The 16,753-nt window shown below is 72.7% G+C and carries 13 protein-coding genes; 7 read left to right on the plus strand and 6 right to left on the minus strand.

Features of this window, described 5'->3' with window-relative positions; genetic code table 11:
• From ACFQ7Q_RS17770 to ACFQ7Q_RS17785, 4 genes are all read right to left on the minus strand, one after another.
• Window positions 1-378 (minus strand): AAA family ATPase (locus tag ACFQ7Q_RS17770; RefSeq protein ID WP_383555746.1); only part of this gene is annotated, 378 nt, incomplete at its 3' end.
• Entirely contained in the window at window positions 375-3,986 is a 3,612-nt protein-coding gene (locus tag ACFQ7Q_RS17775) for a DUF4132 domain-containing protein (RefSeq protein ID WP_383555749.1), read from the minus strand. The genes ACFQ7Q_RS17775 and ACFQ7Q_RS17770, both read right to left, overlap by 4 nt.
• Window positions 3,987-4,063: 77 nt before the next feature.
• Window positions 4,064-4,990: a ketopantoate reductase family protein gene (locus tag ACFQ7Q_RS17780; RefSeq protein WP_383555752.1), complete on the minus strand. Its 927-nt coding sequence runs from the start codon at window positions 4,988-4,990 to the stop codon at window positions 4,064-4,066.
• Window positions 4,987-5,550 (minus strand): winged helix-turn-helix transcriptional regulator, encoded by a 564-nt coding sequence (locus ACFQ7Q_RS17785; protein ID WP_383555754.1) that lies wholly within the window; start codon window positions 5,548-5,550, stop codon window positions 4,987-4,989. Before ACFQ7Q_RS17785 ends, ACFQ7Q_RS17780 begins: the two co-directional genes overlap by 4 nt.
• A 67-nt stretch (window positions 5,551-5,617) precedes the next feature.
• Between ACFQ7Q_RS17785 and ACFQ7Q_RS17790 the strand changes: the two genes are divergently transcribed.
• The 4 genes from ACFQ7Q_RS17790 to ACFQ7Q_RS17805 all read left to right on the plus strand — a co-directional run bounded on the left by ACFQ7Q_RS17790 (window position 5,618) and on the right by ACFQ7Q_RS17805 (window position 10,408).
• Entirely contained in the window at window positions 5,618-6,865 is a 1,248-nt protein-coding gene (locus ACFQ7Q_RS17790; protein ID WP_383555756.1) for an ROK family protein, read from the plus strand.
• A 265-nt stretch (window positions 6,866-7,130) separates the two neighbouring features.
• Window positions 7,131-8,603 (plus strand): ABC transporter permease, encoded by a 1,473-nt coding sequence (locus ACFQ7Q_RS17795; RefSeq protein WP_383555758.1) that lies wholly within the window; start codon window positions 7,131-7,133, stop codon window positions 8,601-8,603.
• 42 nt (window positions 8,604-8,645) lie between these two features.
• On the plus strand, window positions 8,646-9,356 hold the full coding sequence (locus tag ACFQ7Q_RS17800) for an ABC transporter ATP-binding protein (RefSeq protein ID WP_383555760.1): 711 nt from the start codon (window positions 8,646-8,648) through the stop codon (window positions 9,354-9,356).
• A gap of 329 nt (window positions 9,357-9,685) precedes the next feature.
• On the plus strand, window positions 9,686-10,408 hold the full coding sequence (locus tag ACFQ7Q_RS17805; RefSeq protein ID WP_383555763.1) for a CDP-alcohol phosphatidyltransferase family protein: 723 nt from the start codon (window positions 9,686-9,688) through the stop codon (window positions 10,406-10,408).
• Here ACFQ7Q_RS17805 and ACFQ7Q_RS17810 read toward each other — a convergent pair.
• Window positions 10,389-10,871 (minus strand): adenylyltransferase/cytidyltransferase family protein, encoded by a 483-nt coding sequence (locus tag ACFQ7Q_RS17810; protein WP_383555765.1) that lies wholly within the window; start codon window positions 10,869-10,871, stop codon window positions 10,389-10,391. The genes ACFQ7Q_RS17805 and ACFQ7Q_RS17810 overlap by 20 nt on opposite strands.
• Before the next feature lie 195 nt (window positions 10,872-11,066).
• Here ACFQ7Q_RS17810 and ACFQ7Q_RS17815 point away from each other — a divergent pair, with 195 nt between their 5' ends.
• From ACFQ7Q_RS17815 to ACFQ7Q_RS17825, 3 genes are read left to right on the plus strand one after another with little or no spacing between them, the layout of a single operon-like run.
• Window positions 11,067-12,272 (plus strand): glycosyltransferase family 4 protein, encoded by a 1,206-nt coding sequence (locus ACFQ7Q_RS17815; protein ID WP_383555839.1) that lies wholly within the window; start codon window positions 11,067-11,069, stop codon window positions 12,270-12,272.
• Window positions 12,269-14,005, plus strand: a complete 1,737-nt coding sequence (locus ACFQ7Q_RS17820; protein WP_383555768.1) for a lipopolysaccharide biosynthesis protein — start codon at window positions 12,269-12,271, stop codon at window positions 14,003-14,005. Before ACFQ7Q_RS17815 ends, ACFQ7Q_RS17820 begins: the two co-directional genes overlap by 4 nt.
• Window positions 14,002-15,243 carry a hypothetical protein gene (locus ACFQ7Q_RS17825; RefSeq protein ID WP_383555770.1) on the plus strand — a complete coding sequence of 414 codons (1,242 nt, stop codon included), beginning with the start codon at window positions 14,002-14,004 and terminating at the stop codon, window positions 15,241-15,243. Before ACFQ7Q_RS17820 ends, ACFQ7Q_RS17825 begins: the two co-directional genes overlap by 4 nt.
• On the opposite strand, the gene ACFQ7Q_RS17830 is transcribed toward ACFQ7Q_RS17825, so the two are convergent.
• Window positions 15,216-16,721 (minus strand): hypothetical protein, encoded by a 1,506-nt coding sequence (locus ACFQ7Q_RS17830; protein ID WP_383555772.1) that lies wholly within the window; start codon window positions 16,719-16,721, stop codon window positions 15,216-15,218. The two genes, ACFQ7Q_RS17825 and ACFQ7Q_RS17830, sit on opposite strands and share 28 nt — an antisense overlap.
• Between the last annotated feature and the right edge of the window lie 32 nt (window positions 16,722-16,753).

Below are 16,753 nucleotides of genomic sequence, written 5' to 3' on the forward strand. Positions count from 1 at the left end.
GTACTTGATCTGGTCCTCGGTGGTCGCCGCTCCGCCCTGGACGACGAGGGTGGAGTCACCGCTGACCGCCGCCGCGATCAGCTCGGAGAGGAGCGACTTGGCCGTGCCCGGCTCACCCACCAGCATCAGCCCGCGGTTGGTGGCGAGGGTCACCAGCGCGCGCTCGACCAGGGCGGTGTCGCCGACGAACTTCCGGCTGACGCCCGCCTCGTCGTCACCGACGATGAACCGGCGCGCGGCCAGCAGGCTCAGCCGCCAGCCCGGGGGCCGGTGATCGGTGTCGCCGGCCCGCAGGGCCGCCAGCTCCTCGGCGTACCGGATCTCGGCCGGTGGCCGCTGCAGCCGCTCCTCCGGGGCCTGTGCGAGGGAAGTGCTCACGAGGTCAGCTCCGTCAGATCGGCCAGCAGCTCGGACACGGTCACCGGGTCGAGGTCCGCGAACTTCAGCCGGTACTCCCGGCTGCCCCAGTGGTCACCCGGCTGCCTGTCCAGCCAGATGGTCTCCAGCAACTGGTCCGGGAACATGTCGACCACGCCCACCGCGATGCCCTCGTGCAGGGCGATCACCAGATAGCACTCGGGTCCGATGCGGCGCGAGAACCACCGCTCCACGCCCGCGTCCTGCGGCTGCCCCCGCTCCCAGCCGCGCTTCTGCAGTCCGAGCAGCTTCCCGACGGGCACGGTGATGCCCTCGAAGCGGGTCAGGCGCGCCCCGCCGGCCTCCTCCTCCGTCACCGCGAGGACGGGCCGTCCGAGCTGCGGGAACGGCTGCACGATCTCGTAGTCGGCGAACAGCTCCGACCACGTCTCGACCAGGGTGTCCCCCAGGTGCAGGGGGTGGGCGAGCGTGACGGTCGCGTCGTCGGCGACGGCCACCGTCTCGTCCTCGGCATCCGCGTACGTACGGTCCTCGGCCACCCGGAACGCGGTGACCGTCCCCTCCTCCTCGGCGAGCCACACCAGACGTCGCACCAGGTGCCAGACCAGCGGATGGTCCACGAACAGCTGCCGGAACTCAGCGCCCGTCCAGGAACGCCGGGTCACCATCGCCTCCTCCAGGCGCCGCACCTGGTCCGAGGCGATCGTCCGGGCGTCCTTCTTCAGCGCGGCGAACCGCTTGCGCTCGGCCGGGGCGAGCTCGGCGTCGTCCCGTACACCCGGCTTCGGCAGATCCTTGAGGCGCCGGCCGCTCTCGTCCCGTACGAAGGGCCTGAGCTGCTCGTCGAAACCGACCGTGAAGCGGCGGGTGCCGTAGTCGACGACCGTGCTCCCGTCGGTGTCCAGACCGAGGTCCGGCACCAGACGGTCCGCCAGCTGCTCGCCGGTCAGGCCCAGCTCCGCCGCCACGGCGGAGATCTTCTCCTGCGCGCGGAGCTTCAGCGCCTTGAACTTCACCCGCTGGGCGATGCCGTGCAGATGCAGGAGCGCCACGTCGGTACCGATGGCGGCCAGGACGTCGAGCCCGTCGACCGCCCGGTGGTGCGCGCCCTCGCCCGGCCAGGCACGGATGATCGGGGTGAGCGCGCGGACCGTGTCGTCGTCCCCGAACCAGCCGAGGGCATGCAGCGCCCACGCGTCCTTGGGGGGCATCCCGGCGAGCCGCCACTCCTCGAACAGCGCCCAGGCGAACGCAGAGAGGGAGTCCTTCGCACAGAGCTCCCGTACGACGGCGACACCCGGATACAGCGCACCCGGCTTGGAGAGCGCGAGCATGGTGAGGACATGGCCGACGACCGAGGAGGGCAGGCCCCCGCCTGCGGACGTCACGAGCTGCGGCAGGGCGGGCGGATCGGCCCAGGTGCCCAACTGCGGCATCCGCGCGGGCAGCGCGGCCTCCAACGGATCGGAGTCGAGCAGGATCTCGATCGCCTCGGCCGCCTCCGCGCCGTACTCCGCGGCCGCCTTCCGTACGACGTCCGCGCCGTGCGCCGACACGATCACCCCCAGCGCCCGCTCGGCGGCGGTCCGCGCCGCACCGGGCTTGCCCAGGGCGTCGGGCACGAGCAGCCGTGCGGCCTCGACGCCGTGCCGGACGAACCAGGCCATGGCCGTCTTCCCGGCCGTCTTGAGCCGCTCCAGCCAGTCGGCCATCAGCCGGGCCACCGCCGGATCGACGAACGGCAGGAGGACCGGCGCATGCGACGTCGGCTGGCTCGCGGCGCTCCGCAGCATCGCCGGCAGCGCGGCCAGCTCATGCCGGGCGACGAGCGGCTTGAAGGTGTTCGGTCCGTCGTAGACGGCGTCGCCGCCCTTCCACTCGGCGAGGAGCGGCCGGACGTCGTCGACGGGAGCGTGGGTGAACACCGCCACGTCGTGCCAGGAGCTCAGCCTGCCCGAGCGGAGCTGTTCGACCAGTTCCTCCATCGGCCGGTACGGCTCCCAGCCCGAGACCCATGACTCGGCGGTCGTCCACTGCTGCCGCTCGCCCGGCTGCCACTCGATGCGGGAGTCGGACGGGGCGACGAGCCCGGTCACCACCCGTGGCTTGACGACCTTGCGGGGGCGCGTCCACGGCGGAGCGGTCAGCAGTTCCGGCAGGGACTCCACAGGGACGTCCTCGACACGCCCGTCCTGGCGCGCGAGCGGACCGACGATCTCGGCGACCTCATCGGACAGTTCGGGCAGGACGGCGAGCGCCGTCTCACGGTGGGCGGCGACATGCGTCCGGAGCAGCCGTCCGGCGAGCGAGGCGCGCTCACCCGAACCGCGTGAGGCCTCCGCCAGCAGGCGCAGCGCCCGCACGGGGAAACGGTGCGTGGCGGTGATCAGGGCGGCCCGTACGTGCTTGTCGTCGATACGGTCGACCAGATGGCGGAAGGCCGTGTCCGAGGGCAGTTCGCCGAGAGCGGCGGCTATGGCCTTGGTGTCGTCCGTGTCGATGTACTCCCGGTTCAGCTCACCGGCGAGCAGGGGCGCCATGGCGGCCCCCACGCCCTCGCCGAGCGTCGCGACGACGGCGGGGCTCCAGCCTCGCCAGTCGAGCTCGCAGCGGTCGCCGAACAGCGCGACCTGCTCGGCGGATCCGAGGGAGCACAGCAGCATCTCCCGTACACCGGCCTCGATGTGTGCCGGCGCCTGGCGCTGTGCGCAGCACTCCTCCACCCATTCCCTCTCCGAGGGAACCAGGAACGACACGGAGACGGACCTGCGGACGCTGTCCCGGTGGGTGGCGAGGGCGTCGACCGAAGCCCGGTACGTCGTCTCGTCCGCCACCGCCAGCAGGGACCGGACCCGGTCGAGCGCCGCCCGCGAGGTCTTCCGCCCCCAGGAGCCGGAGCCCTCCTGCTCGACCCGCACGCCGACGAGGAAGCTCCGGTGGCCCTGCTGGTGCCAGTCGTTCTGCGTCTCCTGCAGCTCGACGGCGGCGCGGGCGGCGAACGCCAGCCCGAACTCCGCCGTCCAGGCGTCCGCGACCACCGCGTAGCTCTCGCCCTGGGCGTTGACCAACCGCGCGAGCACCGCCGCGCCGACGGCGTTCGGCACGCCGTCCCGGTGCGAGCGGGCCGCTTCCACGAGCACGGCATCGCTCCGCGAGCCGTCGAGCGCGCGCTCGATCGCCTCGGCGTCCCGCGCGAGCCACCCCCGGAGCTTCTCGGGCGCGTCGCCGTCCACCGGGGGTACGTCGACCCGGACGCCTCCGCGCCGCGGGAGGAGCTTCCGCTTCCAGGCCGCGGACAGAACGAGGGCGTCCTCCTCGGCAAGGACGGCGGGCGCGGAGGAGGCGGCCTCGGAGACCTCCGGAGCGGCCCTCTCCGGCGTGGGCGGGACGGTGACCGTCGACTCGCCTGCCTCCCGGTAGCCCTTCCGCTCCTTCTCCGCGACGGCCTTGGCCAGGTACGACTGCGCGGCCTCGGACGAGTCGAACTCCTTGACCCGAGTCTGGCCGTCGGTGCCGACGCGGCCGAAACGGACCGTCACCGACGTCCCGGCCGCCTCGGCCTCCCAGAACTTGTCCGAACCGTCACCGACGTACTCCCAGCGCCGCACGGGCCCTCCCCTTTTCCCGGTTGATCATGTGTCCGCACACTAACGCGGGCCTCTGACAACGGGATCGGGCACGGGGATCAGAGGGCGGCCGCGACCCGTTCCTGGTGGACGCGCAGGTGCAGGGTCGCCAGGTCGAGGAGGGGGGTGGGCACCGACAGAGCCCGGGCCCTGGCCACCAGATCGCCGAAGAGGTGCTCGACCTCCGTCGGGCGCCCGGCCACCAGATCGCGGTAGAGGGAGGGCACCATCGAGGACCCGGGCGCGGTCACGATGCCCAGCGTCGCGGACCGTTCGGACTCCGGCACGGGATGGCCCGCCGCGGCCGACACGGCCACCGCCTCCGCCAGCACCGCCGGCCCCAGTTCCGCGCCGCCCGGGACGGCGTTGACCTCACCGACCGTGCCGCGCATCAGACTCGTCACCGCGCCGAAGGTCGTGATGAAGACCCACTTGTGCCACATGGAGGCCATCACGTCCTCGGGCACCAGGGCGTCGATGCCGGCCTCGCTCAGTACCGCCCGGACCTTCTCCACCCTCGGCGAGGGGGACCCGTCCTGCTCACCGATCGTCAGATGGGCTATCGGCGCGAGGCGGACGATGTCCCCTTCCTCGTCGAGGGTGGTGACCACCTTGGCGACGCCCCCGAGGACCGGTGCGGTGCCGAAGCGGGCGTTCAGGGTGTCGATGTGGGCGAGCCCGTTGAGCAGCGGCACGATCGCCGTGTCCGGGCCCACGGCCGGGGCGATGTCCTCGATCGCCTGCTGGAGCGCGGTGGACTTCACCGAGAGGAGGACGAGGTCGTACGGCGTGGTCAACTCGTCGGCCGTGAGCAGCCGAGGCTCCACGGACCATTCGTCGTCCCGGCCGGTGATGCGCAGACCGCGCTCGCGGAGCACGGCGGCGCGGTGCGGGCGGACCAGGAAGGTGACGTCCTGTCCGGAGCGGGCCAGCAGGGCTCCGAAATAGCCTCCGGTGGCTCCGGCGCCGACGACCAGGATCTTCATGAGTGGGAACCTCTCTCGGGGCCTTGAGTGGCGGACGGGGTGAGCAGCGGGCTGAGCAGACGGTGCGGGCGGGTGAGCGCAACCGTCACCGGGTCGTCGGCCTCGGAGGCGGGCGCGAGTCCGGGGCCGGGGGTCACGAGGGTGTCGCGGGCCTCGACCGGCGCTCCGCAGCCGGTGCAGCGGCCGTCCCCCGCGAGGGGGGCGTCGTCGGCGGCGTGGCGGAGGACGCGGCGCGGGCCGCCGTCCCGTGCGTAGAACTCGTCGCCCCAGGAGGTGAGCGCGCGGACGGCGGGCCAGAGCGCCACGCCCTTGGGGGTCAGGCCGTAGACCTCACGGCGCCCGGTGTCCGGGAGGCGCTGGAGGACACCGGCCTCGGTGAGGGTGGTGAGCCGGTCGGAGAGGACGGCGCGGGGGAGGCCCAGATGGGCGGCGAACTCCCCGAAGCGGCGGACCCCGTAGAAGGCGTCGCGCACGATCAGCAGGGTCCAGCGCTCGCCGATGATCTCCATCGAACGGGCGAGGGCACAGGTCTGACCGCTGTAGTCGCGCGGAAGGGGCATGGCGCAGACAGTAGCGCAGAGAGTTCGGTGGTTGAACTGTTTTCGCCGGGGTTAGGCTCGGCGCACGATGAAGAAGACTCCGGGGACCGGGGACGCGCACGCGGCTCCGCCCAAGGCCGACAAGGCGAGCGTGCGACGGCACAACCTCAGCCTCGTCCTGCGGACCGTCCACGAGGCGGGCGAGACGACCCGCGCGGCGGTCGCCGCGCAGGTGGGACTGACCCGCGCCGCCGTCTCCTCGCTGGTCGAGCACCTCCTCGACCAGGGCTTCCTGATGGAATCGGGCAAGACGTTCAGCGGGCAGGCGGGGCGGCCGGGGACGGTGCTGAAGGCTGCCGACACCGGACCGGCCGGGCTCGGTGTCGAGATCAACGTCGACTACGTGTCCGTGTGCGTCGTCGACCTGGCGGGCACCGACCGGCTCCGGATCACCGAACCACTCGACAACCGCGCGGCCGACGCCACCGACGTCCTGGGGCGCGCGGCCCGGATCGCGGCGCGGGTCCTCGCACGGGCGGCGGAACGGGAACTCCACCCGACGGGCGTACGGCTGGCCCTGCCCGGTCTCGTCTCGTCCGGGACCGTCCACCAGGCCCCGAACCTCGGCTGGAACCGCGTCTACGCCGACCGGATCTTCGCCGCCGCCCTCACCGCCCTGCGCCCCGGCCACCCCGAGCTCCGGGTCGCCTCGGACAACGAGGCGAACGTCGCGGCCCTCGCGGAGCTGTGGTTCGGCGCGCTGGGCGACGTACGGAGCTTCCTGCACCTCACCGGCGAGATCGGCGTCGGCGGCGCGATCGTCGTCAACGGCGAGCTGCTGCGCGGCGCGCACGGATTCGCCGGCGAGATCGGCCACATGGCCGTCGACGCGGAGGGCCCGCTGTGCCGCTGCGGCTCGCGCGGCTGCCTGGAGCAGTACGCCGGCCAGTCGGCGCTCCTGCGGGCGGCGGGACTCCCGGAGACGGGGGAGGCCGGGTCCTCGGGGGTCGAGGAGTTGGCGCGCCGAACGGCGGAGGGCGAGCCGCGGGCGGTGGCCGCCGTCGAGGAGGCCGGCCGGATGCTCGGCCTCGCCCTCTCCGGCGCGGTGAACCTGCTCGACCCGGAAGTCGTCGTCCTCGGCGGGATCTACCCCCGTCTGATTCCCCGACTGGGCCCCGCCGTGGACGCCGAACTCGCCCACCGCGTCGTCTCCGGCCTCTGGACCCCCACCGCCGGCCGCCTCCGCCCGGCCTCCACCTCGGCCGACGCGGCGCGCGGAGCGGCAGCCGTGGTCATCCGCGAAGTCCTGGCGGACCCCTTGTCCTACGGCCACTGACCCCGGCCCCCGCGAGCGCCTGGGGCCCCGTCCGATAGCGCCCCGCGCGCCGCCGAGCTCCGACTCGCCCGGGGCGTACGCCCCGTGCCGTCCTGGGCACCCGTCCGAGGCCGACGCATGCGGCACCCCGACCGTCCCGCGAACGCAAGGCGCCCCAGGGACACGGACGGCGGTCCCCCCGCGCCCGCATGCCCCGTCACGACTCTCATGCCGCTCTCACGTGGGCCTTATCCAGCCATCACCACGCGCACCTAGCTTCGCGCCCATGTTCTTCACCTACCTCCGGCGCGAGCTGCGCCGTCGCAGAAAGGCGGCGCTCGTCGTCGCCTCCGGGCTCGCGCTCGGGATCGCGCTCGTCATCGTCGTCAACTCCGTGGCCTCCGGGATGAAGCAGGCGCAGACCCAGGTCCTGGAATCCCTCTACGGACTCGGCACCGACCTGACCGTCACCAAGGCCCGTGAGGAGCCCTCGGCGGGTGGGCAGGCGCAGCGGCCGCGGTTCGAGTTCGACGCCGGGGAGGACGGCGAGGAGCAGAGCAGCGACCGGTTGATGGTTCAGGGGTTCCAGACCCTGCCCGCCTCCACCGTCGCCACCGTCGCGAAGCAGAACGGCGTCGCCGACGCCGTCGGCGGTCTCAGCCTCACCAACCTCAAGATCGACGGCCAGTTCAGGCGCGGCGAGATCAGGGAGGGCACCCGGCAGGCCCAGCCCGGCGGCCCGGGCGGCGGCAACGGCAGCGGTGGCGGCGGCACCGTCGAGGGTGGGGGCGCCGCCTTCGACGTCAACTCCTTCACGCTCTACGGCACCGACGTCACCGCCCCCGAGCTCGGCCCCCTCACCACCTCCACGATCTCCAAGGGCCGTACCTTCAAGACCTCCGAGACCGAGGCCAAGGTCGTCGTCATCGACAGCGCCTACGCCAAGCAGGAGGGCCTCGACGTCGGCGAGACCCTCACGGTCAAGGCGGTGAAGTTCGAGATCGTGGGCATCGCCACCGCCGACAGCGGACAGTCCGCCGCCCAGGTCTATCTGCCGCTGAAGCAGGCGCAGACCCTGTCGGACTCCAAGGACAAGATCACCACGGTCTATGTGAAGGCGACCGACTCGACGAAGATCGACGCCGTCAAGTCCGCCATCCAGAAGAACGTCTCCGGCACCACGGTCACCACCTCCGCCGATCTCGCCGAGACCGTCTCCGGCTCCCTCGACACCGCCGCCAACCTCGCCACCAACGTGGGCAAGTGGCTCTCGTACGCCGTCCTCGTCGCCGCCGTCCTCGTGGCCGGTCTGCTCACCTCCTCCGCGGTCAGCCGCCGCGTGCGCGAGTTCGGCACGCTCAAGGCCCTCGGCTGGAAGAGCGGCCGGGTCACCCGGCAGGTCATGGGCGAGGCGCTCGTCAACGGCCTCATCGGCGGCGCCCTCGGCATCGCCGTGGGCCTCGGCGGCGCCTACCTCGTGACCGCCGTCAGCCCCACCCTCACCGCCGAACTCGGCTCCGGCGCACTGAACAGCGGCGGCCCCGGCGGCGGTCGCATGATGGGCGGCCCCGGCATGACCGCGGCCCGCGACGGCGCCGTCGGCAAGACCCTCGACATCGCCCTCACCGCCCCCGTGAGCGTCACCACCGTCGGTCTCGCCGTGGTCCTCGCCCTCGGCGGCGGGCTCGTCGCCGGCGGCTTCGGCGCCTGGCGCGCCTCGCGACTGCGGCCGGCGGACGCCCTGCGCCGCGTCGAGTAGCCGGAAGCCCGAACCCCCTTCACGTATCGCAGGAGTTGCACCATGTACGAACTCACAGGCGTCACCAAGCAGTACCGCAGAGGCCAGGAGAGGGTCGACGCGCTCGCCGGGATCGACCTCACCATCAGCGAGGGCGACCGACTCGTCATCCAGGGTCCGACCGGCGGCGGCAAGTCCACGCTGCTCCAGATGCTGGGCGGCCTGGACCGGCCCACGGCGGGCACCGTGATGCTCGACGGGGTCGACCTGGCGAAGCTGCCGGAGAGCCGACTGACGCGCGTGCGCAGTCAGAACATCGGCTTCGTCTTCCAGTCCTTCAACCTCATCCCCACGCTCACCGCCCAGGAGAACGTGGAGACCGCGCTCGTCCCGATGGGCCTGAAGGCGTCCCAGCGGCGCGGCATGGCCGCCGAGGCGCTGGAGTCCGTGGGCCTCGGCGAGCGCCTGAAGCACCTTCCGTCCGAGCTCTCCGGAGGCCAGCAGCAGCGCGTCGCGATCGCCCGGGCCCTGGTGAAGCGGCCCAAGGTGCTCCTGGCCGACGAGCCGACCGGCAACCTCGACGAGTCGATGCGCGACGAGATCGTGGAACTGCTCGAAGGCCTTTGGAAGGAGCACGGGTTGACGTTCGTGATGGTGACGCACGACAGCGCGATCGCCCGCCGCGCCCCACGCCTGGCGACCATCCGCAAGGGCCGGATCACCCTCAAGGAGAACCGCCACGCCGAAGCCGTGGAGGCGTCGCCGAGCTCTTGATCACAGGCCGCATCGCCTGTCGTGATCATGATCGCCGGGTGACGCCCGTCGGCCTCGTGTCCGGTGACCGGGCCGCCGCACGATCCGGGGTGCCGGGTTCGCGCCCTTTCCGGGGGCCGGTCCCGGCACCTCGCAGGACGTCGTCGCACATCATCGCGTCTGGGGCCGCCGGCGGCGCCCGCGCGCCCTGCCGGGGCGGATGACTCGTTCTGCTCGGTCCGGCACCGGCATCGACCCCCGCACCTCCCGGGTCCTGCGATGATGTGCGCCATCATCACGTACAGATGTACGGCTTTCGACCGTACGTAGAGACGACCCGGGGGGGGTTCGTGGGAACGATCGGGACCGCGCTGGCCGAGCTGAGATCCGCGCAGAAGTCCGCGAAGGGGGTCTCGCTCTACTCGCGCTTCGTCAACCGGCCCGTGGGGCGGTACCTCGCGGCAGGCTCGTACGCCGCCGGACTGACACCCAATCAAGTCACTTTGATCAGCGCCGGGTTCAGTTTTGCCGCCGTCGCAGGGGTGGCCCTCGCCACGCCGTCCTGGGCACTCGGTCTGCTGATCTGGCTCGGTCTCGCCGTCGGCTTCGCCTTCGACTCGGCCGACGGGCAGCTCGCCCGCCTGCGCGGCGGCGGCAGCCCGGCGGGGGAGTGGCTCGACCACGTCGTGGACTGCGCGAAGATCACCGCCCTGCACCTGGCGGTGCTCATCGCCTTCTACCGGTACCCCGAGCACTTCGGCACGAGCACCGACGGCTGGCTCCTCGTCCCCCTCGGATTCCAACTCGCCGCCGTCGTCACCTTCTTCGGCGGACTCCTGACCGAGAAGCTCAAGCCCCGCCCGGCCCCCGGCACACCCGCGCCCCAGCCCTCAACCCTGCGGGCCGTGGCGCTGCTCCCCGTCGACCACGGGGTGTTCTGCCTGGTCTTCCTGCTGCTCGGCGGCGGCTCCGCCTTCCGCTGGGGCTACACCGCGCTCGCCGTGGCGAGCGCGGTGTTCCTCCTCGCCTTCCTCGCCAAGTGGTTCCGCGAGCTCAGCGCAGCCCCTCGCTGACCCCGCCCACTCCCGTGCCCGGCTCGGCCTCCTGCGTCAGGAGGTCGAGCGCACGGCGGAGCTGGGTGCTGGAGGTGTGCATCGTGTACGGGAAGTAGACGATCTCCACGCCCACCCCGGCGAAGTCCCGTTCCAGACGGTCCCCCTTGGGCGTACCGCGCCAGTCGTCGCCCTTGAACAGCACGTCGAACCGGACCTGTTTCCACGTCTCCAGCTTGTCCGGCACGGTCTCCACGAAGGCCGCGTCGACGTACTTCACATTGCGCACGATCTCGAGGCGCTCGACCAGCGGGATCATCGGGCGCCGCCCCTTGGCGAGCTCGGCCATCTCGTCCGAGACCACGCCGGCCACCAGATAGTCGCACTGACTGCGGGCGTGCCGCAGGATGTTGAGATGGCCTATGTGGAAGAGGTCGTAGGCGCCCGGCGCGTAGCCGACCCGGTACGGCCGTCCATCGGTCATGTGTGAAACCCCCCAGGTGCGTTCGCGCTCCCCAGCGCGAAGGAGTTCCGACGATAGCGTGCACGTTCCGTTGAGAGTGGGTGAACGACTAGGGTGAGGGCTGGTTCACGTACGGGGGAGAGGGACGTCAGCGTGGGGGAAGTGGCAGCGGGGAACAAGGGTGGCGGTACGCCGGTCATACGGCGGCGGCTGCTGATGGTGTCCACCAACTACGCGCCGGAGCACGCCGGAATAGGCCCCTACGCCACCCAGATAGCCGAGCACTGGGCGGCGGTCGGCCACGAGACGCATGTGCTCACCGGAATGCCGCACTACCCCTCCTGGTCCCTCGACCCGGCCTACGCGGGCGCCTGGCGCCGCACCGAGCAGCGCGCCGGAGTCATCGTGTACCGCAGACGCCACACCGTTCCGCCTCGCCAGACCGCCCTGAAACGCGCCGCGTTCGAGGCGTCCGTGCTGGCCCACGGACTGCTCGCGCCTCCCTCGATGGCCCGGCCCGACGCGGTTCTCGCCCAGATGCCCAGCCTCGCCGGCGGCGTCATCGGCGCCCGTCTCGCGGCCCGTTGGCGCATCCCCTACGTCCCCGTCGTCCAGGACCTGATGGGCGCCGCCGCCGCGCAGAGCGGCATCCGGGGCGGTGACCGGGCCGCGGCGCTCGCGGCCCGGGCCGAGACGTACGCCCTGCGCAGGGCCACGCTCGTCGGCGTCATCCACGAGACCTTCGTGGACAAGGTCGCCGACATGGGCGTCGACCGAGGCCGCATCCGCCTCGTCCCCAACTGGTCCCACGTGCCCAGCCCTTCGGCGCCCCGCGCCGAGACCCGGGCGCGGCTCGGCTGGGCCGACGGCGAGACCGTCGTCCTGCACTCCGGGAACATGGGCCTCAAGCAGGGACTCGAGGTGCTCGTCGAGGCGGCGCGGCGCGACCCGAAGATCCGGATCGTCCTCCTCGGTGACGGCAACCAGCGCGCTCACCTGGAGGAGTTGGGCGCCGGCATACCCAACCTGGACTTCATGGAGCCCGTCGGCGACGACGAGTTCCCCGACACCCTCGCCGCGGCGGACGTCCTCGCCGTCACCCAGCGGGCCTCGGTCCTCGACATGAGCGTCCCGTCCAAGCTGACCTCGTACTTCGCGGCCGGACGCCCCGTCGTCGCCTCCGTGGCCGCCGAGGGCGGTACCGCCCTCGAAGTGCTGCGCTCCGGCGCCGGCGTGCTCGTACCGCCCGAGGACCCCGACGCGCTCCTCGCCGAGATCCGTAGACTCGGCGACGATCCGTCGGCCGCAGAGGCCCTCGGCGCCCAGGGGCCCCGTCATGTCGAGGCCCATCTGACCCGGGCGGCCGGACTGGCCCGGATCGACGCACTGATCGACGAGGCTCTGGGGGGTCCGAGCACGTGACACACACGCACGTCACCGCGGTGGAGGACGACGAACCGGAGCTGCTGCGCGACCAGTTCCGCCAGCTCCTGCGCTACCGCGCGATCATCGGCGCCGGCATCGGGATCGGCCTCCTCGGCGGTGTCTGGTTCGGCCTGTCCAACGCCGACACCTACGTCGCCACCAGCCAGGTCGTGCTGCGCGCCCCCGTCAACGACCCGTTCAACCCCAGCGTCTCGCAGGACAAGACGCTCAACATGGGGTCCGAGCGGCAGACCGCGCTCAGCAGCAGCGTCGCCGAGCAGGCCGCCAAGAAGCTGGGCTGGACCGGCACCCTGGGCAAGCTCCAGAAGGACCTCCAGGTCACCAACCCGCCGCAGAGCCAGGTCCTGCAGTTCACCTACACCGCCGACACGCCCCAGGCCGCCGCCGACCGGGCCAACGCGGTCACCCAGGCCTACCTCGACCTGCGCAAGAAGCAGTGGACGGACCTGCGGGCCACGATGCTGGCGGGCCAGCAGAAGCAGCTCGACGAGGTCGCCAAGAAGCACGACCAGAAGACCAAGGAAGTCGACCGGATGTCCGACGGGGCGGCCCGGGACAACGAGTACGCGGTCAAGACGAACCTGCTGAACCGGATCAACGAGCTCGACGCCCGGATCAGCCAGCTCAAGTCCCTCGACATGTCGGCCGGCACCGTGATCCGTACCGCCACCGCCCCCGGCTTCTCCGACGGCCCCGGGCTCACCATGAGCCTCGGCCTCGGCGCCCTCGTCGGCGTGGCGCTCGGCCTCCTCGCCGCCTGGGTGCGGCTCGTCTTCGACCCCGCGCCCCGCTCCGCCGGCGACGTCGCCCGCGCGGTGCGCGCCCCCGTCCTCGGCACCCTGCCGCGCGGAGCCACCGACGTCCTGCTCGCCGACGACCACACGGACGCCCGGGTCGCCGAGGAGTACCGCTCCGTCGCCTTCCGGCTCGCCTACGACCAGCGGTTCGCCGACCGCCGGCGGCTCCTCGTCGTCGCCCCGCGCGGCTCCAACGACGCGGCCGTGGCGGTCGCCTCGCACCTCGCCGCCTCCTTCGCCGAGACCGGCAAGGACGTCCTCCTCATCGAGGCGGACCTGCGCACCCCGACGCTCGCCGGACGCCTGCGCGCCCACGCGGCGGCCGCGCCCCGGTGGAGCCATCCGGTGGAGAGCGAGGAGAACGGCTGGCCGGGACGGCGCCAACTCTCCGTCGACGCGGGTGAGTCCGGCTCCTTCGGCCTCGTGCCGGGCGAGCGGGTACGGAACGTGGCCCGGGCGCTCACCGCCCCCACGGTCACCCGGCTGATCGCCGAGGCCGACTCCCCGAACGCGACCGTCGTCGTCCTCGCCCCGCCCGTCCTCAACTACGCGGACGCGCTCGCCCTCGTCGACCGTGTCGACGGCGTACTCATCGTCTGCGACCCGCGCGGCGTCCACCGCACGGACCTCCAGCGCATCCGCGAACTCATCGCGGGCGCCGGCGGCACGGTCCTCGGCGCCGTCGTCCACACCGCGGGCGGGCAGCGCCGCGCCGCCAAGCAGGCGGGCGGCGGACGGCGGGGCGGAGGCGGCGGGCGGAGCCGGCAGCCGGCACCCGCGCCCTCCGGAGCCGAGGAGTTCACCGACGAGCCCGAGCAGGTGATCCCGGGCGACGGCTCCGACACCGTCACCCTTCGTTCGCTGCGCGCCGAGGACCTCCGGACCGGTGACATCCGCGCGGGCGACCGTTGAGACGAGCCGTCACCGTCGCCGCCTCGGTCCTGGACCAGGCGGCGTCCAGCCTCACCAACATCGCCGTCCTCGTGATCGCGGCGCGGCAGTCCACCGCGGACGGCTTCGCCGCCTTCTCGATGGTCTACATCGCCTTCACCGTGCTCCTCGGTCTGGCCGCGGCGTACGTCGGACAGAGCGTCGTCCTGGAGAAGGGCGAGGAGTACGAGGTCGGCACCGCCGCCCGGTCCGCCGTCACCTTCACCGCCGCCGCCTCCACGGCCGCCGCGCTCCCGCTGCTCGCCGCCGGCGCCGTCATCGGCGGCGCCACCGGTCCCGCGCTGCTCGCCCTGGGCGCCGTCCTGCCGATCGTCCTCGTGCAGGACGGGCTGCGGTACGCCTTCTCCGCGCTGCGGCAGCCGCACCGCGCGCTCGCCGCCGACGTCCTGCGGCTCGCCTGCGCCGTACCCGCGCTGCTCGTCCAGCCGCACGGCTCCTCACCGGCCCGCCTGGTCCTCGTCTGGGGTCTGTCGGCGCTGCCCGCCGCCCTTCTCGGACTCGCCCTGCTCCGGCCCTTCGTGCGGAACCGCCCCGGTGATCCGCGGCGCTTCCTGCGCAAGGACCACCTCGGCCGGCGCTTCGTCGTCGAGTTCGCCGTCGGCAACGGCTCCAGCCAGCTCGCCGTCCTCGGCCTCGGACTCCTCGCGAGCCCACTCGCCGTAGGCGCGCTGCGCGGCGCCTCGACCCTCTTCGGCCCGCTCAACACGCTCTTCACCTCGGTCAACGCCTTCGGCCCGCCCGTGCTCGGCAGAGCGGGCTCCCGTCGCGCCATCGTCCGTGCCGCCGTCGGGCTCGCCGCCGCCCTCGCGCTCGTGGCGCTCGGCTGGGCCGCCGCCCTGTACGCGCTCCCGGAGCGCGTGGGCCGCGGGCTCCTGGGCGACACCTGGCGGTCCGCGGCGGAGCTGCTGCCCGCCACCGGAAGCCAGTACGCCGTGATGGCGGCGGGCACCTGCGCCCTGGTGACCCTGCGGGTCCTCAGCCCGCGCGCCACGCTCTCCGTCCAGGTCGTCTTCTCGCTGCTCTCGGTCGCCCTGATGCTGGGCGGGTACGTCGTCGGCGGCGTGATCGGCGCCGCATGGGGCCTGGCCGCGGGCTCCGCGCTGAAGGCCCTCGCCGCGTGGACCCGGGTGGCGCGGACCCGCCCCGAGCCGGTCCCGGAGCAGCAGGACGGTCAGCGCAGCGCGGCGCCCTTGTCCTGACGCCAGGTCGTCACCAGGGCGATGCAGATCAGCGCGATCGCCACCCGGCCCGACGCCTGGAGCAGCGGGCCGCGCAGCAGGATGAAGGAGTACCCCGCCACCAGCGGTACCACCAGGGAGATCAGGCTGCCCGGTGGCGCCCTGCGGGTGCCCCGCCGGGCGAACCGCCCGTCCACCCGCGCGGCGGCGTACCCCATCCCCATCATCCCGGCGCCCATGCCCACGGCCCCGAAGTCGATCCAGAGCTCGGCCCAGACGGGGGAGGAGAGATTGGTGTTCACCGTCCCCATCCACTGGCCGACCATCACGCCCGTGTCGCGCGGCTTGCCCGGCCACACCGACCGGGGCACGACGAAGAGCACGGACCCGGCCAGCTGACGGCCGTAGCGGTGCCGGCTGCCCGAGTTCACCAGCGTGATCGTGTTGGCGAACATGCCGACCTGGTCGTAGTCCTTGAGCGCCAGCGGCTCCAGGACCGACGTCGTCTCCACGGGGCGGTAGTTCTTCTCGTCGTACCGGAAGCGGTCCGAGAACGGGAAGACGATCAGAGCCATCACCACCCCGAGACTCAGCGCCGACCGGTACATCGCGGCACTCACCGGGAAGACGGTGAACAGCAGCGAGAACATCACGGTGAGGAACCAGTACCGGGGATTCGAGATCGGGTTGTTCACCACGCAGTTGAGCAGCACCAGAGCGAGGAAGACGGCGATCACCATGGGGCGGCGCCGGGCCCGTCGCGAGGTGACCAGCCAACGGCAGTACACCAGCAGCGCGAAGAGCGCGGGGACCGTGCCGAAGCCGCGCAGGAACGCCTGCCCGGCCTGCGAGTCGGCCTGGGAGACACCCGCCTCCTCGATCCCGGCGATGATCTCCTGACGGCTGGAGAAGAACACCGCGGGCCCGCCGAGCTTGACGACGAAGAGCCCGCTGCACAGGAAGGCCAGCAGCACCAGCAGATACAGCCGCCGCCGGTGCACCAGCGCCGGACGCTCCTCGCCCCGGCCGGAGCCCCCCGGACGGCCGCGGGCCAGCAGCGACCCGAGGTCGAACGCGGCGCAGCCGACCAGGACCAGCGCCACCGCCGTCGTCAGATCGGAGCGCGGGCCCACCACCGGCGTCGGCACCCGGCCGAGCACGGCCTGCGCGAGCGGCGCCACGCCCATCGCCATGTAGACGAAGAGCCAGAAGGAGCCCTGGAGCAGTTTGCGTCGACGCGTGAGGATCATGGCCGAGAGCCGGGCCCCGGCGTACATGGTCAGCGCGATCTGGAGGTAGTACGCGGCGTCGTGGACCCCCGCGCCCGGCTGGATCGCCACCAGCAGCGGCAGGAACACCGTGAAGCCCAGCACCAGCGGGATCGACAGGGCCCGCGAGAGCAGCGTGCGCGGGGAGACCGGAGGGGCGAGGAGCAGGGGCGCGGGAGCCGTCGGCCTAGGGCGCGGCTCCGCCGCCGTCTCGCGTACATCCGTCGTCATACCGCCCCCTGGAATCGCGGGACTTCCGGCCC

This window comes from Streptomyces sp. NPDC056527 (genome assembly GCF_042794475.1).
Classification (GTDB): domain Bacteria; phylum Actinomycetota; class Actinomycetes; order Streptomycetales; family Streptomycetaceae; genus Streptomyces.